21 protein-coding genes and 1 pseudogene are annotated in these 23,904 nt (G+C 61.2%); 15 read left to right on the forward strand and 7 right to left on the reverse strand.

The features are described 5' to 3' along the window. Positions 1-122 precede the first annotated feature (122 nt). Positions 123-965, reverse strand: coding sequence for a DNA-binding transcriptional regulator (locus tag PPN31114_RS04310; RefSeq protein ID WP_150678229.1), 843 nt, complete (start codon positions 963-965; stop codon positions 123-125). Positions 966-1,276: 311 nt separating this feature from the next. Between PPN31114_RS04310 and PPN31114_RS04315 the strand changes: the two genes are divergently transcribed. The 6 genes from PPN31114_RS04315 (at position 1,277) to PPN31114_RS04340 (ending at position 7,723) form a co-directional block, all read left to right on the forward strand. Beyond that, positions 1,277-3,124, forward strand: coding sequence for a bifunctional 3-(3-hydroxy-phenyl)propionate/3-hydroxycinnamic acid hydroxylase (locus tag PPN31114_RS04315; RefSeq protein WP_150678230.1), 1,848 nt, complete (start codon positions 1,277-1,279; stop codon positions 3,122-3,124). Positions 3,125-3,126: 2 nt separating this feature from the next. After that, a complete protein-coding gene (locus PPN31114_RS04320; protein ID WP_150678231.1) occupies positions 3,127-4,086 on the forward strand; it encodes a 3-carboxyethylcatechol 2,3-dioxygenase in 960 nt (319 codons plus the stop codon). Between the two features lie 35 nt (positions 4,087-4,121). After that, positions 4,122-4,907 carry a 2-keto-4-pentenoate hydratase gene (gene mhpD / locus PPN31114_RS04325; RefSeq protein ID WP_150678232.1) on the forward strand — a complete coding sequence of 262 codons (786 nt, stop codon included), beginning with the start codon at positions 4,122-4,124 and terminating at the stop codon, positions 4,905-4,907. A gap of 61 nt (positions 4,908-4,968) precedes the next feature. Then, positions 4,969-6,231, forward strand: coding sequence for a 3-(3-hydroxy-phenyl)propionate transporter MhpT (gene mhpT, locus PPN31114_RS04330; protein ID WP_150678233.1), 1,263 nt, complete (start codon positions 4,969-4,971; stop codon positions 6,229-6,231). 99 nt (positions 6,232-6,330) lie between these two features. Then, positions 6,331-7,188, forward strand: coding sequence for an alpha/beta fold hydrolase (locus tag PPN31114_RS04335; RefSeq protein ID WP_150678234.1), 858 nt, complete (start codon positions 6,331-6,333; stop codon positions 7,186-7,188). Positions 7,189-7,489: 301 nt separating this feature from the next. Beyond that, a complete protein-coding gene (locus tag PPN31114_RS04340) occupies positions 7,490-7,723 on the forward strand; it encodes a hypothetical protein (RefSeq protein ID WP_150678235.1) in 234 nt (77 codons plus the stop codon). 126 nt (positions 7,724-7,849) lie between these two features. On the opposite strand, the gene PPN31114_RS04345 is transcribed toward PPN31114_RS04340, so the two are convergent. Both PPN31114_RS04345 and PPN31114_RS04350 read right to left on the reverse strand, forming a co-directional pair. After that, complete coding sequence (locus PPN31114_RS04345; RefSeq protein ID WP_150678236.1) at positions 7,850-8,992, reverse strand: mandelate racemase/muconate lactonizing enzyme family protein; 1,143 nt, start codon at positions 8,990-8,992, stop codon at positions 7,850-7,852. Between the two features lie 138 nt (positions 8,993-9,130). Beyond that, positions 9,131-10,081, reverse strand: a complete 951-nt coding sequence (locus PPN31114_RS04350; RefSeq protein WP_150678237.1) for a LysR family transcriptional regulator — start codon at positions 10,079-10,081, stop codon at positions 9,131-9,133. A 129-nt stretch (positions 10,082-10,210) separates the two neighbouring features. On the opposite strand from PPN31114_RS04350, the gene PPN31114_RS04355 reads away from it, so the two are divergent. The 5 genes from PPN31114_RS04355 (at position 10,211) to PPN31114_RS04375 (ending at position 14,916) form a co-directional block, all read left to right on the forward strand. Continuing rightward, a complete protein-coding gene (locus tag PPN31114_RS04355; protein WP_150678238.1) occupies positions 10,211-10,996 on the forward strand; it encodes an SDR family oxidoreductase in 786 nt (261 codons plus the stop codon). A 20-nt stretch (positions 10,997-11,016) separates the two neighbouring features. Next, positions 11,017-11,382: a cupin domain-containing protein gene (locus PPN31114_RS04360; RefSeq protein WP_246182392.1), complete on the forward strand. Its 366-nt coding sequence runs from the start codon at positions 11,017-11,019 to the stop codon at positions 11,380-11,382. 9 nt (positions 11,383-11,391) lie between these two features. Then, positions 11,392-12,330 (forward strand): dihydrodipicolinate synthase family protein, encoded by a 939-nt coding sequence (locus PPN31114_RS04365; protein ID WP_150678239.1) that lies wholly within the window; start codon positions 11,392-11,394, stop codon positions 12,328-12,330. Positions 12,331-12,391: 61 nt separating this feature from the next. Further along, a complete protein-coding gene (locus PPN31114_RS04370) occupies positions 12,392-13,735 on the forward strand; it encodes an MFS transporter (RefSeq protein WP_217426915.1) in 1,344 nt (447 codons plus the stop codon). Further along, positions 13,732-14,916: a porin gene (locus tag PPN31114_RS04375; RefSeq protein ID WP_150678240.1), complete on the forward strand. Its 1,185-nt coding sequence runs from the start codon at positions 13,732-13,734 to the stop codon at positions 14,914-14,916. Before PPN31114_RS04370 ends, PPN31114_RS04375 begins: the two co-directional genes overlap by 4 nt. A 60-nt stretch (positions 14,917-14,976) precedes the next feature. Here the strand turns inward: PPN31114_RS04375 and PPN31114_RS04380 are convergent, their stop codons facing one another. Both PPN31114_RS04380 and PPN31114_RS04385 read right to left on the reverse strand, forming a co-directional pair. Beyond that, positions 14,977-16,530 carry a DUF1254 domain-containing protein gene (locus PPN31114_RS04380; protein ID WP_150678241.1) on the reverse strand — a complete coding sequence of 518 codons (1,554 nt, stop codon included), beginning with the start codon at positions 16,528-16,530 and terminating at the stop codon, positions 14,977-14,979. Positions 16,531-16,558: 28 nt separating this feature from the next. Then, positions 16,559-18,043: a DUF1254 domain-containing protein gene (locus tag PPN31114_RS04385; RefSeq protein ID WP_217426916.1), complete on the reverse strand. Its 1,485-nt coding sequence runs from the start codon at positions 18,041-18,043 to the stop codon at positions 16,559-16,561. A gap of 340 nt (positions 18,044-18,383) precedes the next feature. Here PPN31114_RS04385 and PPN31114_RS04390 point away from each other — a divergent pair, with 340 nt between their 5' ends. After that, positions 18,384-19,229 (forward strand): class I SAM-dependent methyltransferase, encoded by an 846-nt coding sequence (locus PPN31114_RS04390; RefSeq protein WP_150678243.1) that lies wholly within the window; start codon positions 18,384-18,386, stop codon positions 19,227-19,229. 7 nt (positions 19,230-19,236) lie between these two features. Here the strand turns inward: PPN31114_RS04390 and PPN31114_RS04395 are convergent. Continuing rightward, positions 19,237-20,097 (reverse strand): annotated as a pseudogene (locus tag PPN31114_RS04395) (alpha/beta hydrolase); the annotation flags it as partial. Positions 20,098-20,308: 211 nt separating this feature from the next. Here PPN31114_RS04395 and PPN31114_RS04400 point away from each other — a divergent pair. After that, positions 20,309-20,920, forward strand: coding sequence for a lipocalin family protein (locus PPN31114_RS04400; protein ID WP_150679150.1), 612 nt, complete (start codon positions 20,309-20,311; stop codon positions 20,918-20,920). 39 nt (positions 20,921-20,959) lie between these two features. On the opposite strand, the gene maiA is transcribed toward PPN31114_RS04400, so the two are convergent. Continuing rightward, positions 20,960-21,613, reverse strand: coding sequence for a maleylacetoacetate isomerase (gene maiA, locus PPN31114_RS04405; protein ID WP_174987664.1), 654 nt, complete (start codon positions 21,611-21,613; stop codon positions 20,960-20,962). 175 nt (positions 21,614-21,788) lie between these two features. Here maiA and PPN31114_RS04410 point away from each other — a divergent pair, with 175 nt between their 5' ends. Next, entirely contained in the window at positions 21,789-22,226 is a 438-nt protein-coding gene (locus PPN31114_RS04410) for a MarR family winged helix-turn-helix transcriptional regulator (RefSeq protein WP_150678245.1), read from the forward strand. 30 nt (positions 22,227-22,256) lie between these two features. Beyond that, on the forward strand, positions 22,257-23,855 hold the full coding sequence (locus tag PPN31114_RS04415) for a DHA2 family efflux MFS transporter permease subunit (RefSeq protein ID WP_150678246.1): 1,599 nt from the start codon (positions 22,257-22,259) through the stop codon (positions 23,853-23,855). The last annotated feature ends 49 nt before the right edge of the window (positions 23,856-23,904 follow it).

Genomic DNA, 23,904 nt, shown 5'->3' on the forward strand with positions numbered 1-23,904 from the left:
ATGAGCCGTGAAGCGGGCAGCACTGGACAAAAATAGGGCACGGATTGCGAGCTCAACCGGAGACTCGCGCGTTCCGTTAGTCATGTCGCGCTTGTGCGACACCGAGCGGATCCGCAAGCTGGTCACGGCATACCAAGATCGGTAGACGGCGCCGAGGTATTCGGTGAAGGCGATGGCGCTGATTTCGTCGATATTGCCGCCGCGATCTGCATGGCCGCGTCTTGCAGGGGTGGAACGAAGCGTCGCACGGCCTCTGCGGGACTCACCGCCTGATCGAGATAGATCACATTCAAACTGGCGAGCACACGACCTTCAGATGGGATCGCGACTGCCACGGCACCGATCTTTCGCTGGTCGTGCCAATCGCCGTGATTCGAGCCAAAGCCGTTCTCGCGCGTTTGCCGTACGAGGTTACGGATAAAGGCGTCGTCGCTAGCAAAGCGCTTCTGCAACTCACCACCGGCCCCCGTGCGCAGCAAGTCCAGAATGTCTTCGCGCTCCATGTCGGGACACATGCCGAAATAGGCGCGTCCGGCTGCGGTGAACAACATCGGCAGGCGACGGCCGACCATCGCACGGTGAAACGATAGCGGGCTAAAGCGGTGTGTTGTCTCGCGAATGATCATGGCGTCGCCATCGGGGGTGGTCAGATCCGACGGCCATACGACGCGCTGCATTAACTGCCCCATGATCGGGGGCGAGACGGTCGCGACCCGCTCGTCATCGGTAAAGCCTTCACTGAGCGAGCGCACGGCAAGCGCGAGTCGGAACGTGTCGTCCGACGTGCTGCGTCTCACGAACCCATCCTCCAGCAAGGTCTCCAGCAAACGCCGCACGGTCGTGCGATGCAGGCCCGTCGCTTCGCTCAGTTGCGCTGGCGTGGCACGCCCCCGCTCCATGACGTTCATCGCTCGCAACACCAATAGGCCGCGCGACAGTCCCCGCACGTTCGGATACTTGCTCATAAAAATCCCATGCAAATCAACGTTGTGCATTCTATGCACATTTCGGCGAAATTGTTGAGCGCATTTTGCGACCTGCCTAGACTCCTCAGAAAATCAGAGCACTAACGGAGACACCGTCTTAATCCGTCCGAACGACATTTGCCGAAGGCACGTCGTTCGAGCGCGGATCCCGGCCCGACCCGAGCCAACGAAGCGAAGACAAGCGGACATCACGATCCGCCACCGATTGACCTACAGCAGCACGCCATCAGTACGCGCGAGACAGGCGCGGGGGCGCGCTTGCGCCTAAAAAAAGTAAAGGAGCGAGACACATGACTGCATCCGTCAATGCGTCCAATACCGTGGCCGACGTGACTACCGACGTCGCCATCGTCGGCGCCGGCCCCGTCGGGCTGATGATCGCCAACATCCTCGGCCTGCAAGGCGTGCGCGTCACAATCGTCGAGAAGCTCGATCAGCTCATCGACTATCCGCGCGCTATCGGTCTCGACGACGAAGCATTGCGCGTGTTCCAGGCAGTGGGCCTCGCCGATGCCTTGCTCCCGCACACCACGCCCGATCACTGGATGCGCTTTCTCACGCGTGACGGTCATTGCTTTGCGTCGATTGAGCCGCGCACCGACGAGTTCGGCTGGTCGCGTCGCAATGCGTTCATTCAGCCGATGGCCGACCGCGTACTGTTCGATGGCCTGGCGCGCTTCGCGCACGTCCAGGTGCTGTTCGGTCATGGCGTGGAGGCATGCACACAGGACGCACGCGGCGTCACGCTCACCACGCGCCTTGCTGATGGTGAAACGCGCACCGTTCGTGCGGCTTACGTCGTGGGCGCGGACGGTGGAAATAGCCAGATCCGCCGCCTGCTGCAAGTGCCGTTCGAGGGGCGCACCAAGCCGAACCAGTGGATCGTGGTCGACGTGCGTAACGACCCCGTGGGCACCCCGCATGTCTACCTGCATTGCGATCACAAGCGCCCCTATGTATCGGCCGCGCTGCCGCACGGCATCCGTCGTTTCGAGTTCATGGTGATGCCGGGTGAAACCGAGGAAGAACTGTCGAAGCCGGAAAATCTGGCCGCGCTGATCCGCAAGGTGGTCGCGTATCCCGACAAGGTCGACTACATCCGCAAGCGGGTCTACACGCATAACGCGCGGCTGGCCGAAACCTTCCGTGTCGAGCGGGTGCTGCTCGCGGGCGACGCCGCGCACATCATGCCGGTGTGGCAGGGGCAGGGCTACAACAGCGGCATTCGCGACGCCAACAACCTCGGATGGAAGTTGGCGATGGTGGTGAAGGGGCAATGCCACGGCGGGTTGCTCGATACCTATACGGCCGAGCGCCGGGCGCATGCGCGCGCGATGATCCATCTGTCTGAAGTGGCGGGCGACATTTTCGCCCCGACCACGCGCTTCGGTGTGCGCTTTCGCGACACCTTCGTGCGCAGCTTCAACTGGTTTCCGTCCGTCAAACGTTACTTCGTCGAGATGCGCTTCAAGCCGATGCCGCGATACGAAGAGGGGGTGGTTCTGCTCCCGCCGCCGACGAGCACCGGTAGATGGCTCGCGCGGCTGCTTGAGCGCTCAGGCAATTCGGCGCCGGGCCGACTGCTCGGTCTGATGAGCCAGAAGCGCGAGTCCTGGCTGGGACGGCTGGTGTATGGGCGCGATCCGTCGGTCAACTCACCGGTGGGGCGTCTCTTCATTCAGCCGCGCGTGCGGACCATCGATGGCGAAACAAAGCGGCTCGACGACGTGATCGGCAATCACTTCGCCGTAATCGGCTGGGGCGCCGATCCGACATTCGGAATGACGCCGCAGGCACGCGCCATCGCACAGAAGCTCGGCGTTCGCTTCGTGCTCGCCAAGCCGGATACCCAACTCGTCTATACGGACGACGTGCCGGAGGGCGTGATGGCCATTGGTGATGTGCAGGGCCGTCTCAAGGACTGGTTCGCCGCGCGCGCTCACTCCGTGGTGTTGATGCGCCCGGACCGTTTCATTGCGGGCGTATGCGCGCCGCAGGAGGTCTCGGACTCGCTCGCGCAACTCGCTGGCAAGGTGGCGCTCGCCGACGACGCGATCCGTCTCGTGACGAACGGGCCTGCGCCGGTGCCTCGTCGCACCGAAAACGACGTTGCCCTTGCCAAAGTTTCCGGAGCCTGAGTATGCCGATTCATCTCGAATGCCTGTCCCACACACCGCTGCATGGCTATTTCGATCCCGCCGATGACGTGGTGTCGGAAGTGGCCCGCGTGCAGGCGGCTGCGCGAGCGCGTGTGCGCCAGTTCGATCCGGAGCTCGTCGTCGTGTTCGCGCCCGACCACTTCAATGGTTTTTTCTATGACGTCATGCCGCCGTTCTGTATTGGCGCACAGGCCACGGCTATCGGTGATTTCAAGAGCCTTGCGGGCAAGCTGCCTGTGCCGTCGGACACCGCGCACGCACTGACAGAGCACGTCTTGTCGAGCGATGTCGATGTTGCGCTGTCGTACCGCATGCAGGTCGATCACGGGTTCGCGTACGCGCTGGAAGTCCTGACAGGCAGTCTCGACGCTTATCCCGTCGTGCCTGTTTTCATCAATTCGGTCGCGCCCCCCATGGCAACGCTTCGCCGCTCGCGCCTGCTCGGTGAGGCGATCGGCCGCTTCTTTGCGTCAACGGACAAGCGCGTGCTCGTGGTCGGCTCGGGCGGCATTTCGCATGAGCCGCCCGTGCCCGAGCTCATCGGCGCGACCGAAGAGGTCGCCGAGCGTCTGATTGCAGGACGCAACCCTTCGGCCGAATCCCGTGCGGCGCGTCAGGCGCGCACGGTCGCGGCGGCGAAGGCTTTCACGGCGGGCGAGAGCCATATGCATCCGCTAAACCCGCAATGGGACCGCGATTTCTTGCAAACGCTGGCAGACGGCGACTGGCGCACCGTCGACGCGATGAGCAACGACACCATTACGCGAGACGGCGGCAAATCTGCGCACGAGATCCGCACGTGGGTCGCCGCGTTCGCGATGCTCGCGGCTTACGGCGAGTACCACGCGAGTCTCGATTACTACCGTCCGATTCCCGAGTGGATCGCGGGCTTTGCCGCCATGCATGCGGCGTCGCAACCGTCGCTGGCAGCCGCAGCCTGATGACGAAGCACGAGACCAGACAAGAGGATTTTCCGATGCCGAATACCCAACTGATTCAGACGCTTGCCGACCGCCTTAGCCAGGCGGAAGCCTCGCGTCAAACGATTGCCCCCGTACGCGGTGAGATCGCGCTGGACGACATGGCCACCGCCTACGCCGTGCAGCAGCGCAATGTCGATGCGCGTGTGGCCAACGGTGAGCGTGTCGTCGGTCGCAAGATCGGACTGACGTCGCTTGCCGTGCAAAAGCAACTCGGCGTGGACCAACCTGACTTCGGCGCGCTGTTCGCGAGCATGGCGTACGGCGACGCGCAACCGATGCCGCTTGCCCACCTCATCCAGCCGAAGGTCGAAGCCGAAATCGCACTCGTGCTCGAACACGATCTGACGCACGAGAAGCACACATTTGCCGACATCCTTCGCGCGAGCGCCTACGCCGTGGCGGCCGTCGAGGTCGTCGACAGTCGTATCGAGCAGTGGAATATCCGCTTCGTGGATACCGTGGCCGACAACGCGTCGAGCGCGTTGTTCGTACTCGGCAGTCGTCCGGTAAAGCTCTCCGATGTGGACCTCACAGCGTGCGCAATGACGCTTTCGCGCGACGGCGAAGTGCTATCGCGCGGCAACGGCGCGGCTTGCCTCGGTAATCCGCTAAACGCGGCCGTCTGGCTCGCGGACCGCATGGCACAACTCGGCACGCCACTGCGTGCGGGCGACGTCGTGCTCACCGGTGCGCTCGGGCCAATGGTGCCGGTCACGCAAGCTGGCACGTTCGTCACCGAGATCGAAGGGCTGGGCAGCGTGCGGGCCGTCTTCGCGTGATTTCGTCAACACCATGACCGCCATCAAGAGCGGATCTCGTAATAACTATGGAGACTTAGCAATGAACGCATCATCCCAACGCGTCGCGGCCCCGAAGGGCAGCCTCGCGACGATCGGTTTGTGTTTGGCCATCGCGTTACTCGAAGGCCTCGACTTGCAGTCGGCTGGCGTGGCAGCACCGCGCATCGCAAAGGAATTCGCGCTGAGCGTGGCGCAAATGGGGTGGGCGTTCAGCGCCGGCGCCATCGGGCTGTTGCCTGGCGCAGCGCTGGGCGGACGCCTCGCCGATCGCTGGGGACGCAAACGTGTCCTGATGTTGTCTGTCGCGTTGTTCGGCATCTTCTCGCTGATCACGGCGCACGTGTGGAACTTCGAGTCGCTATTGACGGCGCGCTTTCTCACCGGTCTTGGTCTGGGCGCCGCCATGCCCAATCTCATTGCGCTGTGTGCGGAAGCTGCGCCGCAGGGGCATCGCAACAGCGCCGTGGGCGCCATGTATTGCGGTATGCCGTTCGGCGCGGCGCTCGCGGCCGTGATCGGCATCGTCAGCCCAAGCGAGGAGGGCTGGCGTCACGTGTTCTACGTCGGCGGTTTCGGTCCGTTGTTGATGGTGCCGCTGCTTGGGCTGTGCCTGCGCGAGTCGGCGCAGTTCGTCGAGACGCGGCTTGCGCGGACATCGAACGCTGCACTTTCGGACGCAACACCCGGTGTGACCCACGCGCTGTGGAGGGAAGGGCGCATGCGCACAACCCTCGCGCTCTGGGTCAGCTATCTCGGCACGCTGATCGTGCTGTATTTCCTGATGAACTGGCTGCCGTCGATGGTCGTCGCCAATGGCTTGTCGCGGGAGCAGGCGGGCGTGGCAATCATGATGTTCAACATCGGTGGGGGCCTCGGTGCCATTGGCATTTCGAACGTGATGGACCGCTTTTCGCCTCGCCTGACGGTGATCGGCATGTATCTCGGCATTGCGTTGTCGCTGGCTGGGCTGTCGAGCGCCATCGGTGCGTTGACGATGGCCTGCGGCGCGTTCTTCTGCGGTCTGTTTCTCGTGGGTGGGCAGTCGGTGCTGTATTCGATGGCGGGTCAGGCGTATCCGACGGAAGTGCGCGGCACGGGCGTTGGCGCAGCGGTGGCGATCGGTCGGCTCGGATCGATTCTCGGACCGCTGGTCGCAGGGCAATTGTTTGCATTGGGGCAGAGCGCTTCGATGCTCGTGTCGTCGAGCATTCCGCTCATCGTGATCGCCGCGATTGCCGCGCTGACCGTCGTGAGCACGTTCGCACCGCGCATCGTGGCGGGCGTCGTCCAGCCGGGACGCTGATCGAGCCTTGCCTGATGTTTGCGGTTTGCAGGTTTTGAGTTCTTGTGTTTCCGAGTTTCCGATGCTTCGGGTCTCAGATTTTGATAAGGGAAAGTCATCATGACGGCAATCACTGAAGCGTCGACGAGCCGCTTCATCACGGTTCGCGATGCAGACACCGTATTTCGCATTCATTACAACGACACCGGCAGCGGCAAGGAGACGGTCGTGATGCTGCACGGCTCGGGGCCTGGCGCGACGGGCTGGGCCAATTTCAACCGCAATGTCGAGCCGCTCGTCGACGCGGGTTATCGCGTGCTGCTCGTCGATTGCCCGGGTTGGGGCAAGAGCGATCCCGTCGTCAACACAGGATCTCGCTCGGAGCTCAACGCCCGTGTGCTGAAGGCGGTACTCGACGGGCTGGACATCGAGCGCGTGCACATCATCGGCAACTCGATGGGCGGTCACAGCACGGTGGCATTCGCGTTGGCGAACCCGACGCGCGTCGGCAAGCTGATTCTGATGGGCGGGGGCACCGGTGGGCCGAGCCAGTTCGTGGCGATGCCGACCGAAGGCATCAAGCTGCTCAACGGCTTGTACAAGGAGCCGACCATCGAGAATCTGAAGCGGATGATGAACGTGTTCGTCTTCGATGCAAGTTCGATCACCGACGACCTGATGCAGGCGCGGCTCGACAACATGCTCGCGTCTCGCGAGCATCTCGAGAACTTCGTGAAGAGTCTCGCTGCGAACCCGAAGCAGTTCACGGACTACGGCGCACGTCTTGGCGAAATCGCCGCGCCGACGTTGATCGTCTGGGGCCGGGAAGACCGTTTCGTGCCGATGGACGTCGGTCTGCGCCTACTGGCAGGGTTGCCCAACGCCCAACTGCACGTGTTCAATCGCTGCGGTCACTGGGTGCAGTGGGAACACGCCGACGCGTTCAATCGCATGGTCCTCGATTTCCTGGCGCATTGAATTTCGGCGCGTCAGCGTAGGCGGCTAGCGGTTTTTTCGATTCACAAAGGGCGGGGTCACGCCGATCGCGATCCCGCCTTTTGTTCAAATACACGATTTAACATAATGTACATTATGCGAATGTCAGCTGAGTGGAATTGCCTGAGCGGACGTACAAAAATGATAATGTTTCAGGACGTTTGCGCCCGTACTATGAGTCGTATGACCATCAAGGTAATCCTATCGGTGTACATCCGAAAATGATTGATGGCTTGCCTGTTGATTCGCTGCATTACCCGCCTACTTGAAGGGAGCTGGGGCGATGAGTTACACAAAAATGATGTTTGGTCAGGAGCTTGAGGTTTTCCTTTCCGAAGAAGTTCTGGATTATCCGAAAATTGCAAATTGGGCATATGCAACTAAGTTGAATAACGTGCGTGATATCGACGCTGATGTGGATCGCTGGCTTGAAGAGTTGGGGGCGATGGATATGGGGAGGGAGTTTGAATTTAGTTTGGATGAACTAATGAATCTAATGGCAACTGCAAAGAGCTGATAATAAGAAAAAAATGAGCGAGTGCCGCATCCGCCTGACGCCGAATACCGCTGAGGGCCAACCACCCTCCTCGCCCATAACAACGCGCCGTACAGCGGGCGCTGCGCCCGCCGCCAAGTTCATCGATTACATCGCACCCGGTTGCGTGAACAGCAACGACGTGCGATCGACTTGCTTGAACTCCTTGATCAGACCCGGCTTCGGATTCAATCCAAGCCCCGGCGCTTGCGAAACGTGCAGATAGCCGTTCTCAGGCTGCGGCACGTTCTCGAAGATCGCGTTGTAGGCCATCCATTTATGGAAGTGGTATTCGACCAGCCCCCCATTGGCCAGCCCTGCCTGCAACGCGATGTTGTGCGGCCCGCTCCCGTTGCCGTGACTAATGCCGCGTCCAAACGCCTGCGCCAGCATGCCGATCCGCAAGCCCGCGGTATAACCGCCGTCGTTCGTCACGTTCGGCTGGAGCACATCCACGGCGTTGTTCACGAGCAAATCGCGCGCCGAATACTTGTGATTCTCGGCAGCCGCCACGGGAATGGACGTCTTCTCGCGCAACTCGCGCAACTGCACCGGATCGTTGTCGATGATCGGCTCCTCGATGAACGAGATGCCCAGTTCTTCCGTCATCTGACACAACCGCGTCGCTTCAGACACCGTCATGCGCGCATTGCCGTCCATCGCCAATTTCACGTTCGGGCCAACGGCCTCGCGCATGGCCCGCATGCGCCGATAGTCGTCCGCCGGGTCCGGCACCTGCTGACGGCCCACCGTGTTCTTCAAGTGCAGATTGCCCAACTCGGCCAAATGCTTGGCTTCCGCTGCCAGCTCCTCGATGTCGTACACCGGCGCGCCACCATAGGCAGCACCGTGTGTGATGTAGACCTCGACCTTGTCGCGCGAGCCGCCCAGCAACTTGTGAACCGGCACACCGAGCGCCTTGCCGCGCAAATCCCAGAGGGCAACGTCGACCAGCCCAAGTGCCGACAGATAGGCGCGCCCCATGAAACGCACAACGGAGTGGCGATCGAAGCGGGCCGTCACGCGATTGATACAACTCGCGTCCTGACCGACCATCAGGGCCGCCGCGTGGTTGTTCAGGAAGTCGACGATGACCGGATGGGTATAGCCGCCCATCGCATACCCAATATGACCATCCGAAGTTTCGATTTCCAAAATCAGCGCGTGCTCAACGTTCGGCAGCTTGCGGAACGGCGGTGGCTGAATCGGAATATTGGCTAAGTGGTGAGCTTCAAAACGTACGATTTTCATGAAACGGGTCCTTTGGTGTTGTTCGTGCGCCAACCTGTCAGGCAGCACGCAGGACCCTAGCGTGACGCAATTCTATTGATCTGATAATCGCAAAATTTCCACCGATTATTCATTTTTTCAGATCACGCAATGCCGCGATCAGAGCGCGTCCGCACGCCCTACCCGCTCGCGCACCAGCGCCAGCAATTGCTCCGCCGTCGGCGACAACGGCCGGCCACGCACCGTGCTCACGCAGATGTCGCGGCTCAACGCCGGTTCGACCAATCGCAGCAACTGCGTCCCCGCCGGCGGGCCATCCACGATCACCGACGCTGGCAAAATGGCCGCCCCCAGCCCGGCAGCCGCCATCGACACGAGCGTTTGCATCTGCATGCACTGATAAGCGCTTTCGATGATCAACCCGCGCGCACTGGCTGCCGCCTCGATCATCTGGCGCATGGCCGTGCCGCCCGCATGCATCACCAGCGGCATCGCCGACAACTCGGCCAATGAAATCGTTTTACGGAAGTTGGGAAGCAAAGCCCGGGGCACGAGCGCGACGATTCTGTCTTCATGAATCGCCTCAAATCGAATGTCGTCACCGGCCGTGGCCACGCGCGGCCCAATGCCGAAATCGGCGTTCCCTTCACGCACCGCCTTGAAGATTTCGTCTGAATGCAGCTCGAGCAAAGCGATGCTGACCTGCGGGTGCATGGTCTGAAACGCCGACAGGATGTGCGGCATCTGCGTCGCAGCCACCGACGGCGAGCACGCCAGCGAAACCCGGCCACGCCGAATGTCCGCCGACTCCCGAATCTTGCGCAAACGCTGATTGACCTCGTGCATGGCAAGTCGCGTCCCCGCGAGCAACTCCACGCCCTCCTCCGTCAACTCGACGCTGCGCGTTGTCCGGTGCAGCAGCGCAATACCCAGTTGTGCTTCCAGTTGCTTGATCTGCGTGCTCACCGCGGATTGCGAACGATGCGTCTGCTCCGCCGCCTCACGAAAGCTCAGGGTGTTACCCACCAGCATGAAAGTCTGGAGCAGCCGCAAGTTGATTTCGGTAATCGCCCCCGGCAACGGCTGGGTCAGCTTGGTTAGTTTGGTCACGGCGGCTTTCCTATTAATCTGAAAAACAGAAGAATTACGTCGATAAATGCGTTTTACGGATGTCGGAAGTGTCGCTAATGTTCGCTCTAAGCGCAAGCAATGCGCATCAACACAGAGGGACAACAGCGTATGGATTTGGGAATTCAAGGCAAAACGGCATTGGTGCTAGGGGGCGGCGGCGGACTCGGTTCTGCCGTCGCTCGGGCACTCGCCAGTGAAGGCGTTCGCGTGGCGGTGGCAGATCTCGACCCGGCAGCGGCCGATCGCACCGCAGCGTCGATTGTGTCCGGCGGCGGCACCGCACTGCCGTTGCAATGGGACTTGTCCGACCCGTCGATCACGACGGCGCGGTTGGAGACGATCGCCGCACGACTTGGCCCCGTCGACATTCTGATCAACAACACCGGCGGGCCGCCGCCCACCCCTGCACACGGTCAGTCGCGCGAGGCGTGGCAGCAATATTTTCAATCGATGGTGCTGTCGGTCATCGGCATCACCGACGCCGTGTTGCCCGGCATGCGCTCGCGCCGATGGGGCCGCATCGTCACCAGCACGTCGTCCGGTGTCATTGCACCAATCCCGAACTTGGGCATCTCCAATACGTTGCGCCTCTCGCTGGTCGGCTGGTCGAAGACGCTTGCCCGAGAAGTCGGCGTCGACGGCGTGACGGCCAATATCGTGCTGCCGGGACGCGTGGCAACCGACCGCATCCAGTTCCTCGACGAACAAAAAGCCGCTCGGGAAAACCGCCCAATCGAAAGCGTACGCACCGAAAGCACGGGAGCGATTCCGGTAGGCCGCTACGGCTTGCCGGAGGAATACGCCGACGCCGTGCTGTTTCTCGCCAGTCAACGCGCTGCCTACATCACGGGCACGACGCTTCGTGTCGATGGCGGCTTGATCGCCAGCATCTGAGCGCGGGAGACCTCCAAATTATGTTGATTCAATGGGATGACCTGCCGCAAGGCAGCGCGCCGCGCCCCGGCATGTCGCGCAAAACCGTCTGCGGCGAGCAAATGTCGGCCATGTGGGTCGAGACCTCGCCAGCCACTGTCTTCGATGGCCGCCTACATCACCACCCGCACGAGCAAATGTTGCTGGTGATCGATGGAACGGTGTCGGTCCAAATCGAAGACGACGTGGTCCATGCCGAGCCGGGACAGTTGGTCTACTTCCGCCCGATGAGCCGCCACGCGGTCGTCGGCGTCGGCCCGCAAGGTGCCCGCTATTACGAATTGTCCGCGCCCGCGCGCATCGACCAATTGCCGGGCTGGGTCGCCGGTTCCGCCCTGCGCTATTAAGGAGACGCCATGTTGTTGAATGCCGACGCCAAGGGCGTCTTTCCCATCGCGCCTACGCCGTTCTTCGAGGACGGTGCCATCGACTACGCGTCGCTGGATCGGTTGATGGACTTCTATCACGCGTCGGGCTGCACCGGCGTAACCGTACTTGGCCAGCTCGGTGAGGCCGCCAAGCTCGACGCCGCCGAAGCACTGCAAGTCGCTTCACGTGCGGTGGCCCGCAGCCATGGCATGCCTGTCGTGGTCGGGGTGTCTGCGCCGGGCTTCGCCGCCATGCGCGCCCTGACCCACGACGTTATGGCACTCGGCGCGGCCGGCGTGATGATCGCTCCACCGAACACGCTGCGCACCGACGACCAGATCGTCACGTATTACCGGCAAGCCGTCGAAGCCATCGGCGACGATGTCCCATTCATCCTGCAAGACTATCCGCTGACGTTTTCCGTGCAGATGTCGGTAGACGTCATTCGCCGCATCGTGACCACGCTGCCGTCGTGCGTGATGCTCAAGCACGAAGATTGGCCGGGGCTGGAGAAGATCAGCGCCCTGCGCCGCCTTGTCGCCACCGGTGAGATGCGCCATATTGCGATCCTTTGCGGAAACGGCGGCCTCTTTCTCAATCACGAACTCGAACGCGGGGCCGACGGCGCGAACACCGGTTACGCATTTCCCGACATGTTGTGCGACACCGTCCGCCTGCATACCGAGGGTCGCCGCGACGAGATGCACGACCTGTTCGACGCGCACCTGCCGCTGCTGCGCTACGAGCAACAGCCAGGTGTCGGATTGGCGGTGCGCAAATACGTGCTTGCCCGTCGCGGCCTGCTCTCGCACGCCACGCAACGGCGTCCCGCGAGCCAATTGACACCGGCCGCGATGGCCGAAGTCGAGGGCCTGCTGTCGCGCCTTGCGCAGAAAGATCCGCGCGCGTTACGCGTCGAAGTTTAAGGCTGTCCGCGAGACGACGCCTTGACGCGTCGGCCGCGAAAACAACAAGTTGGAGGAGACAATGCAAGCGAACTCTCAAGTCGCCGCTATCGAGCGGACGACGATGCGCAAGGTGATTTGGCGCCTAGTGCCGTTTTTGATGCTGTCGTATTTCATGGCGCTGCTCGACCGCGTGAACATCGGTTTCGCCGCCTTGCAGATGAATGCCGATCTGGGCTTGTCGCACGCCATGTTCGGTTTTGCCGCGAGCCTGTATTTCTTCGCGTATTTCATTGCCGAAGTGCCGAGCAATTTGGCGCTTGAGCGCGTCGGCGCTCGGCGCTGGATCGCCCGCATCATGATCACGTGGGGCATCATCTCGTCGCTGATGGCATTCGTCACGGGGCCGTATTCCCTGTATTCGATGCGGTTCTTGCTGGGCTTGGCCGAAGCGGGCTTCTTCCCCGGCGCCATCCTTTATCTGACGTATTGGATGCCGAAGGTCTACCGTGCCCGCGTGCTCGGCATTCTCACGACGGCGAACGCGATGGCCAGCCTGATCAGCGGCCCGTTATCGGTGGCGCTGCTCAAGATGCACGGCATCGGGGACCTGCGCGGCTGGCAATGGCTGTTCTTGATCGAGGGTATTCCGGCCATTCTGCTCGGTATTGCCGCGTTGTATGTGTTGGTGGATCGCCCATCGAAGGCTCGTTTCCTCACGACCGAAGAGCGCGAGTGGCTGGAAACCACGCTGGCCCGCGAGCGTGCGCAGACCAGCGCCGTGGGTCACATCGGGTTCTGGGCGCTACTGCGCAACCGGTACTTCATGATGATGGCGCTGCTGGCCTCCGTAGCCTCCGCCACCAGCAGCGTGCTCGCCGTATGGCAACCCCAGTTTCTGAAGTCGTTCGGCCTGACCAATGCAGAAACGGGCTTCATCAACTCGGTGCCTTACGCCATCACGATCGTGGCAATGGTGCTGTGGTCGCGCCACTCGGACAAGACCGGCGAGCGCCGAATGCATACCGCTGTGCCATTGCTCCTGACGGCCGCCGGTTTTGCCGTGATCAGCTTCGGCCCGTCGTCGCTGGCACTGGTGCTGGTTTGCCTGACGTGCTGTTTGGTTGGCGCCTATTCGTTCAAAGGGCCGTTCTGGGCGATGTCTGCGCAAATCTTGTCGCCGGGCACCATGGCCGCAGGGCTGGCCGGTATCAACGCCACGGCCAATCTGGTTGGCGGCGGGCTGATGGTGAACGCCGTCGCGCAGATCAAACAGCACACGGGCAGCTATTCCACCGCGATGACGCCGCTGCTGTTTCTGGCAATTACCGCCGTCACCTGCATGCTCTACATGACCCGCAAGGGAGCATTGGCCACTTCGGTGAACGCGTCGAACGCCCCGGCACACCCACAACAACAATCATGAAAAAAACCGTCATGCTGACGCTCGCGGCAACGCTCGCGCTCGCGTCCAATGCTCGTGCACAGTCGAACGTTACCCTTTACGGCATCCTCGACGAGGGGGTGAATTACAACAGCAATGCCGGTGGCGCCCGCTCGGTGGCGGTGCAAAGCGGTGTGATGCAAGGCAGCCGCTGGGGCATGCGCGGCTCGGAAGACCTCGGTGGCGGCCTGAGCGCCGTCTTCATGCTGGAGAACGGCTTCGATCTCTCGTCGGGCAAGGCGAGTCAAGGCGGGTTGCTGTTCGGACGGCAGGCTTACGTGGGCTTGCAGAACAGCTTCGGCACGCTGACCATCGGCCGACAAAACGACAGCGGCGCAGATTTCGTCGGCCCGCTCGAGTCAGGGAATCAGTGGGCGGGCAATATCGGCGCCCATCCGGGCGATTTAGATAACCTGAACAACACGGTGCGCACGAACAACGCGGTCAAGTTCCGCAGCCGCTCGTTCAACGGCGCATCGTTCGGTGCAATGTACAGCTTCGGGGGCGTGCCGGGCAGCCTTGCGCGCAATCAGGTGTGGTCACTCGGCGCAGGGTACGACGGTGGCCCAGTGGCGTTGGCCGTCGGCTATTTGAATGTGCGCAATCCGAACGTGGCGTTCTTCGGCAATGCCACCACCGGCACGCCATCGGCGACGGTTGCGAATAGCAGTTACCCGATCTATAGCGGCTACCTGTCGGCGAATTCGTATCAGGTCTTTTCCGCCGGTGGACGCTATACGTTCGGACCTGCCACCTTCGGCCTCGTCTATGCCAACGTCGGCTTCGACGGCTTGGGCAGTGCGGTCAACGGACCGAACCCGGCCAAATATAGCGGCAGCGCCTATTTCAATCTTGTAGAGGCAAATCTGCGCTATGTGCTGACACCTGCCCTGTCGTTCGGGCTGGCCTACACCTATACGTCGGGAAGTCGCGTCGCGAGCGCCACGGGCACCAACAACGGGGCGATCTATCGGCAAGTCCAGGCCGGAGCCGATTACCTGCTGTCGACCCGCACCGATGTGTATGTCATCGGCATCTATCAACAGGCGTCCGGCACGGATTCACGCAATTTTCCCGCCGTGGCGTCGATCAACAACCAGTCGTCGCCATCGACGACCGGAAGCCAGACGTTGGTGCGTCTGGGCATCCGGCATCGGTTCTGATGGGTTCCGTTTGACTCGGCTAAGCGTCTCAATGCCCGCTGGGCGTTGAGACGCTCCTCACTATTGCGAGATGCGCTTGACGTCGTCAGGCTTCCACGTTTTATCGAAGAACGCCTGCTTCGGGCTATACAGTCGCAGGATGATGAAGTAGCCCTTGTCGGGCACGGTCGGCACCCAGTTGGCTTCCTTCCCGGCGGGTGCCTTGGGGCCAAAGAAGATGTCGTATGAGCCGTCGGCATTCGGCGCGGGCTTATCCATCGAATTGAGGGACGGCAATGGATGCCCGTTGTCCAGTCCGGACGCCGTAATCGGGTCATAGACCGTCACCGACCAGAAGTTGGCGGCGGGCACGTTGGGCGGCAAGTGCAGTTGATACGTCGCGCCGCCTTGCAAGTAATTGCCGTCCGAGTCACGCCACGTCGACGGATACTTGGCGCCCTTCTCGACCATGTCCACCACCATGCCCGGGCTGGCCGCATAAGCCGTCGTGAAGTAGGCATTGCGCTGAATCAGGTTCGTGAACGTGCCGCTCGCCTGAAAGTTCGGATTCTGGCCCGCAAACACGTTCTCCCACTGTCGGTCCGGATAGTAGCGCCCGCCCGGCTGCGTGCTCAGACCATCCCAAATCTCCGTCTTACTCATCTTGAACGCCGTGCGGGCCGCCTTGTCCAGCAGTTCCCGTTGCCGCGCCGTCGGCTGGAACGGCTTGCCCTTCTGAATGCCGATCGCCGCCATCATGCCGCGCCAATCCATGTCTGCCGGGTCGACACGCTCCTGCTCGACAAAGCGCGCCAGCATGTCGAAGTACGCACCGTCATGCGCGAACAACATGTCGGCCGGGTCGGTCGAGCCGTTGGGGAATTTCATCGCCGTGGCGGTCTCCCGTTTGCCATACGGGTAAATGCGCGCGGCGGCAACCAGGTCGTTGGCTGGCTTCAAGTCCTTCGGGTCGGAGAAGAAAACTCGGAAGAAGACGAGCACGTTGTCTGTGCGCGTCCGATAGAGGTAGTAACCCTTCGGCGTCGGTCCCTTGTAGTCCCACGGCACGATGAGATATTTGCCGCCCTTGCCGCCATCAGGTCCGACGAAACCGAAATCGCCGCTGTACGCTTTGCCAGCGATGGTCGGGCCGGTCAGCGGACGCTGGAAAAAGTCGTCAAGAATGCCCTGCGTCTTGGGCGGAACCTCCACGACAATCGGGCCGTCCTTCGCCACGTTCACGTACCCCATCGCATAGAGGCAATCGGAATTCGGCGTGGTCACCTTCGTCTTGGCGTTGAGCCGCTGCTTCCACACCGGCAGCACGTTGTATCCGGCGCCGTATGTCTTCTCCGACCCCTCCTTCATGGCATACAAGTTCACGGCAGGCAGCGACCATAGGTAGACCTGCACCGCGCGCTGATAAAACAACTCTTCGCTAAGTGCCTTCGCCGATTCAGCCGTGGGGAAGTCGCCCGCAAACGGGGCGCTCGCCAGCGCGTCACGGCTCGATTCCAACGTCTGCGAGAGCTGGCTCTGTGCCAAAGCGCTACCACCGTAGGTCGCCGCGCTCGCCACAAACGCAGACATGACGCAGCCCCACAGATGCGACATTCGGAGCTTATTCGGATTCATTTGTTCACCTCGTCGAAGTCGAAACGCTTTACACCAGTTGAAAATCGTTGAGCTTGAACGCCTTCGTGTTCAGCGCCTCGGTCGGCCCATAAAGTCGCATCGCCGGCATCGGGCGTCTGCCCGATGTCGGAATCCAGTTCGACTCCAGCCCGGACGGCGCCTTGGGGCCGACATATATCGTCACGCCGCCGTCGGCATTTTTCGTCATCTTGGGGAGATCGTAGGACGAGAGCGTCGTCCGGTTGGACTCGCTGTAGATGAACGCGTTGGTTGCCCGGTCATAGACGGTGAGCGCCCAGAACTGCTTTACAGGCATTTGCGCGGGCACGTCGAGCTTGTACGTTTTTCCCGCCTCGAGGAGTTTGCCGTTGCTGTCCGCCAGCGCCATCAGATACTGCGTGGCAGGGTCGGGGCCCAGCACTTGCGGCATGTAGGTGCACCAGAAATATTCGGCGGCGCGATTGATCAGATCGATCCGGTCGTCATAAACGAAGGTGAACCGCTTGTTGTCATCGGCCAGGAGCAGTGAGGCGTAGTGCCGGTCGGGCCAAAACAGCTTCTCCTTCGGAAAGTGGTCGAACCAATATTGCAGATAGAACCACGCGTCGATTGCCGCTTGCCGCATGGCCTTCTTCGTGACGTCGTCCGGCGCAAACGGCTTGCCCTTCTGAATGCCGAGCGAGGTCAGCATGCCCATCATGACCTTGTCGTGCGCGTTGACGGGCTCGACGCTCATGATGGCGTGCATGTCGTCGAAGTGGCGTTCGTCGAAGAACGGTAACGTCGGGTAGCGCTCGGCAATAGGATTGATGAAGCGCTGCTTCGGCGGGTTGGCGGCTTCCGACAAGTAATACATGCGCAGCCGCTGTGCGTAGCGATAGGCGTCAGTTGCGCTCTTGCCCGGCGCTGGCACTGAGCGGAACGCTAATGCGATTCTGAAATTGGGCGAGGCAACGTGGAGATAGCCCTTGGGAACGGTGCCCTTGTAGCCGGGAGCCGTGAAGAGAAATTTCGCCCCTTTGCCTTTGTCCAGCCCCGACGGCCCGACGTCTGCAATCGTGAATTGCCAAGCGTCGACCACTTGACCGTAAACGCTCCCCTCGGCCCCGGCGGCAGGCACCTCCAACACGACAGGCCCCTTTCTCAGATCGGTAAAGGCCGTGATGTAGGGCGTGGTGCTATTCGCCGTAATGGCTTCGAGCTTCGGCGTGGCGGGCGCGGAGTACGAAATGATGTCGTTGTCTTTGACGCCCAGATTATCGAAGGCTGCCCGCCGGAAGCTGTAGATGGCGATCGCGGGCATGTTCCAGAGCACCGCTTCAAACGCGCGCTGGTACTTGATCTGGTAGTCGAAGTCTTTGATCGATGCGGACGCGCCCGCGGGCGGCTGACCGCCAAGGGGCTGCATCGCACTGCCCGCCCCGATCGTCAGTGGCGTTGATCCCGCGTCGGCGTTCTCGGCCGTGGCGTCGGAGACACTACCTGCGGTCGCAATGCCAGCGACCATTGCCATGCTCGCTCGATGAAAGTCTCTGCGTGAAATTGTCATCGTTTTGCCCTTAAAGCCGTTAGTCCGTCATGCGTCGGGAATGCCGCGCTCCGCGCTCGTCACGCAGCCATGAAAGATTCGGATACTTCAGCGCAACTGACTACTAGGGGTTGGGGCAATGCCGTTGCCCTGTCGGGCAATACCGTGACCTGATCGTTTGTGGTCACAAATCGAGCGCTCAGACTGGCCGGTTTATCAACCGCCATATCGGTCGAATTTGGTGCGCTCGCAGGCCCGAGCGCTATTTTCGGTAAACTAGCGGTTTGCGGGACGCCAGACGTCCCGCCGCTTATACCGCCCGCCCATGTCGAATACCCACGAAATCCGCCCCGGCCAGTCGATCGAGCTGCTCAAGGAACTGCATATCCTGACGCGCGACGGCAAGATGAATCAAGACAGCCGGCGCAAGCTCAAGCAGGTGTATCACCTGTTCCAGTTCATCGAGCCATTGCTCCAAGAAGTCAAAACCGAAAAGGGCCGCGTGACGCTGGCCGACCACGGTGCGGGTAAGTCGTATCTCGGCTTCATCCTCTACGACTTGTTCTTCAAAGCGCTGGCGGACGATTCGCACATCTACGGCATCGAAACCCGCGAGGAACTGGTCAAGACCTCACAAGCATTGGCCGCTCGGCTGGGCTTCTCGGGCATGTCGTTCCTCAATTTGTCGGTGGCGGATTCGATCACTTCGCCCGCGCTGCCGTCGACCATCGACGTCGTGACCGCACTGCACGCGTGTAATACCGCCACGGACGATGCCATCCGCTTTGCCCTCGCCAAGCAAGCCCGCCATATCGTGCTGGTCCCGTGCTGCCAGGCCGAAGTGGCGGGTGTCCTGCGCAAGCACAAAGGCAAGCAATTGGCGGGCAACGCGCTGACCGAAATCTGGCGTCACCCGCTGCATACGCGCGAGTTCGGCAGCCAGATCACCAATGTGCTGCGCTGCCTGCAACTGGAGGCGCACGGCTATCACGTGACCGTCACCGAGTTGGTGGGCTGGGAACATTCGATGAAAAACGAGTTGATCATCGCGCAATACAAGAACTTGCCCCGTCGCCGTCCCGCCGAGCGTCTGGAAGAAGTGCTGGCATCGCTCGGACTGGACGAACTGCGTGAGCGTTTCTCCACCGAGCCGGTGGCTGTGAGCGCCTAACACTCGGGGGGATAGCACTCACGAACGCGGCGATATCGTCCAACACGGTCGTGAACTTCCTGAGCGGCAAGCCGAGCGCCCCAAGCAACAGCAGGTGCCCGACGCCATATCGGCGCACCTGCACGTTGCCGCCCATGTCGCGTATCCGGTCTGCAAAGCGAAAGGTATTGCCGGGATCGACCAAAGTGTCACGCGTCCCAACGCCTAACCACATTGGCGGCTCGTGTCCGGACACAAACCGGATCGGTTGACTCTCGTCGCGCACGGCCTGCGGGAATATTCGTCGCAATACATCACTTTGCAGCGGCAGAAAGTCGTACGGCCCGGCAAGCCCGATCACACCGGCAATCTCGCCCGGATCAACTGCAACGGCACACAGATATCGAGGGTCTGTGGCCAGTAACGCCACGATCTGCGCGCCAGCCGAATGTCCCATCAGAATCAAACGGCTCGGATCGCCGCCAAACGCTTGGGCATGGTCACGCGCCCAATGCACAGCGAGCGCTGCATCGTCCATGAATGTTGGAAACACCACTTCGGGATACGTCCGGTAATCCGGCACCACGACGAGATATCCGCGTGAAGCAAGCGCCTCACCCACAAAGCGATAGTCATCGCGCTCGCCGCTCTGCCAGCTTCCGCCGTAGAAAAACACCACCACGGGACGACTCGCGTGGCCGATGGCCGGTTTTGTCGGGACGTAGACGTCGAGCTGTTGCCGGGCAACGTCTCCATACTTAACGCCCGTCGTCACCTGATAGGTGGAACGCGGTGTCCACGCGTTCACGAGGTGCGCAGGACTGCATGCGCCAAGCGCCGCACCCAGCGTGCTCACCAGAATCGCCCTGCTGAACAAAGCACCCGGCATATGGCCTCTCCCTTCGCCATTCGGATTGAGGGATGTGCCGAAGGCATCTCATGCCCTGCACCGGTGAACGTACGGCTGCCGATGGCGATTGGATGCAAGGCGAACGCGAATTTTGGTCGGGCGCTGCATCCAATGCGCCCCGTTTTTCGTATAGAGGACATTGCGCCCCTGATCCGTCGACGGAGCCCGTATGTTGGCCAAACCCACCACAATGTCCCGCCCGTTGTTCTCAGCCAAAGCGGTCGTTGCGGCCGTTTCCCTTATCGCAACGCTGCAATTGGCAGCTTGCTCTGGGGCACCCTCCAACCAAAATCCGCGTGCCGATGTGCCGCTTCAGACCGTCCCGGTCGACCTGCCTCGCTATATGGGGCGCTGGTACGTCATCGCCAATATTCCGTACTTTGCCGAACGCGACTACGTCGGCAGCCGTGCCGAATGGGTACTGCGCGAAGACGGTCGCATCGACGACCATTTCTACGGTCGCAAGGGCGGCTTCGATCAGGACGAGCGCCATTACGAGTTTATCGATACGGTAGTGCCGGGTAGCGGCGGCGGGCACTGGCGAGTGCGGCTCTTCTGGCCGATCTACGTCTCCCAGCTCACGCTGTACGTCGACCCGGATTACCGCTACACCCTTCTCGGCTATCCCGACAAATCACTGGGTTGGATCTTTTCGCGCGACCCCGTCATGGATGACGCGACATACCAAGCGCTACTCGCGCGCTTCGGCGCGATGGGCTATGACACGTCGCGTTTCCGGCGTGTCCCGCAGATGCCGAATCAAATCGGTCGTCCGGGCTTCGCCAGTCCCGGCCAGCACTAGAGTGCTTTTTCGTGTGCTTTGGGCGCTTCTGACGACAAATCAAATACCGACGCGCTGGTAACCCGGTTGTTCGAATGGATGCGCCTGCGCAAACTCGGGCAGCTTGAAACACTGCTTGCCTAGCGCGGCGACCAGCGGATACGCGACGAGATCCATGTCGTACACATGGGCCAGCGCAATCTGTCCGGCGATACCGATATCCGCGACGGTAGGTACGTCACCCAACGCGAACGGCGCTGCGGGACGCTGGGTCAGCAATCGTTCATACGTCGCCAGTCCTTCCCTCACCCAATGGCGGCACCACGCTTCGATGGCCGCGCTGTCGGCGTCAAACGCCTGCGCGAGGTGCTTCCGAACGCGCGGCACGGTCAGCGGGTGTGCATCGGCGATCGACACGAACGCCAGTGCCCGCGCATAAGCACGGTCTTTCGCATCCAACGGCAATAAGCGCGGCTCGGGGTACGTCTCGTCGAGATATTCCATGATCGCCATCGACTGAAAAATACGATGGCCATGGTCGACCAACGTCGGCACCACGTGCTCCGTGTTGACCTGTGCGTACGCCGCGTCAAACTGTCGCCCCGACAAAATATCGACCTCAATTTCCTCGAACGGCAGTTGCTTGAGCGCAAGCGCGACACGAACGCGAAACGCCGCATTCGATCGCCAAAAACCATAGAGCTGAATTGTCATCGGATCGGTCCTTTTTAACGATTGCATTTGCAATCGAGCGCATCATGCCATCGCACAATTGCAATTGCAACTCACTCGAATTGACAGGCTCCACGCCCTCGACGAACGAGTTCTTGACATTAATTGACTTATCAAATACTGTTCAGGCAATTAAATATTGGCGACTGGGTCTCACGTGACGCATTACGACCGCAACAATTTCCATCTGACGCAAAGTGTCGGGTTTTACCTTTCCAAGGCGCGCAACCTATTGGCCGCCGAGTTGGATCAGGCGCTCAAGCCGCTCGACATTACCGGGCCACAGATGGGCATTTTGCTGACGCTGGGGCTCGGGCAGATCTCAACACCGCTCGAACTGAGCAAGATGCTCGCCATGGATTCCGGCTCGACCACCCGCATGCTCGATAAGCTGGAGACCAAAGGCCTCATCTCCCGGCATCGCAGTACCGACGACCGCCGCGTCGTGAATCTGGCGCTGACCCCGGCAGGCAAGGCGGTCACCGAGCAGGTTCCGGACATTGCGCCGGGCGTTCTGAATCACCGTCTGGCGGGCTTCTCCGCCGAAGAGTTCAAGCAGTTTCTCAACTTGCTCAAAAAATTCACGGGCGACTGATCCGCGAGTTTTTTTCGGAATTTATCTGACATGTCAGACATTGATAAGGCAATCACCCCATCACCCGGGCGGACACCTGTAGCACGCCCAGCCGCAGAGCTTCCCCCGCTCAAGGGCGGCAAATTGGCGTTGGCCAGCTTCGCCGTGGCATTGGCAACGTTCATGAACGTGCTGGACTCCTCCATCGCCAACGTCGCCATTCCGACAATCTCGGGCAACTTGGGGGTCTCAGTCGACGAAGGTACTTGGGTCATCACGCTCTTCGCGGCGGCTAACGCGGTGTCGATTCCCCTGACCGGCTGGCTGACGCAACGGGTCGGGCAAGTGCGCCTCTTCGTGATCTCGATTCTGTTGTTCGTCTTCTCGTCGTGGCTATGCGGCATTGCGCCGAACTTGCCGACGCTGCTCGCCGCGCGCGTGCTGCAAGGAGCCGTGGCTGGTCCGATGACGCCGCTCTCGCAAGCCATCCTGCTCGGCTCGTACCCCAAACAGAAAAGCTCGACGGCGCTCGCCCTGTGGGCCATGACGGCCACCGTCGGGCCGATCGCAGGCCCGGCGCTCGGGGGATGGATCACCGACAACTACTCGTGGTCGTGGATCTTCTACATCAACATTCCAGTGGGCCTTTTCGCCGCTGCGGCGACGTGGTTTATCTACCGTGACCGCGAGTCCGAGCGCCGCAAGCTGCCGATCGACGTGGTGGGCCTGTCGTTACTGGTGACTTGGGTCGCGGCGTTGCAGATCATGCTCGACAAGGGCAAGGACCTCGACTGGTTCCACTCGCCGGTGGTCGTGGTGCTGGGTCTGGTCGCCGTGATCGGCTTCGCGTTCTTCCTGATCTGGGAATTCACCGACGCCCATCCGATCGTGGATTTGCGACTGTTCAAGGGCCGCAACTTCCTTGCCGGTACCGTTGCAATATCAGTGGCTTACGGCATCTTCTTCGCGAATCTTGTGGTGTTGCCGCAATGGATGCAGCAGTACCTTGCCTACCCTGCGCTGCAAGCTGGCCTCGCCACCGCGCCGCTCGGCGTGTTCGCCGTGCTGCTCACGCCCGTGCTCGGACGCCTCATCCCGAAGAGCGACCTGCGAATTCTCGCGACGTTGGCCTTTCTGGGCTTCGCCGGTGTGTTTTTCATGCGGGCGCAGTTCACGACGGGCGTCGATATGCGTTCGCTGGTGTTGCCCACGTTGTTGCAGGGTATTCCGACTGCGCTCTTCTTCGTGCCGTTGACGGCGATTCTGCTCTCCGGCCTGCCGCCCGAGAAAATTCCTGCGGCGGCAGGCTTGTCGAACTTTGTCCGCACGTTCTGCGGTGCCGTCAGCACATCGCTTACCGCGACCGCATGGAGCGACCGGACCATCCTTCACCATGCACGTCTGACCGAGCAGATTGTCGTGGGCAATCCCTCGGTGCAAGCGACCCTCGACACATTGCAAACCGCCAAAGGTTTTAGCCCCGCGCAGGCGCTGGCATTCCTCGAAAACAGCCTGAACTTGCAAGCCGTCATGCTCGGGCTGGACGACATCTTCTGGATTTCCGGCGTGATCTTTATCCTCATCATTCCCTTGATCTGGCTTACCAAGCCTGACCGGAATGCCGCGAGTGGTCCTGTGGCGGCACACTGAAATCCCCCATCGCTGCGCCCTAGTTGGCAAATTTCCATGTTTCGACTAT

The sequence above is a fragment of the Pandoraea pneumonica genome, assembly GCF_902459645.1.
Classification (GTDB): domain Bacteria; phylum Pseudomonadota; class Gammaproteobacteria; order Burkholderiales; family Burkholderiaceae; genus Pandoraea; species Pandoraea pneumonica.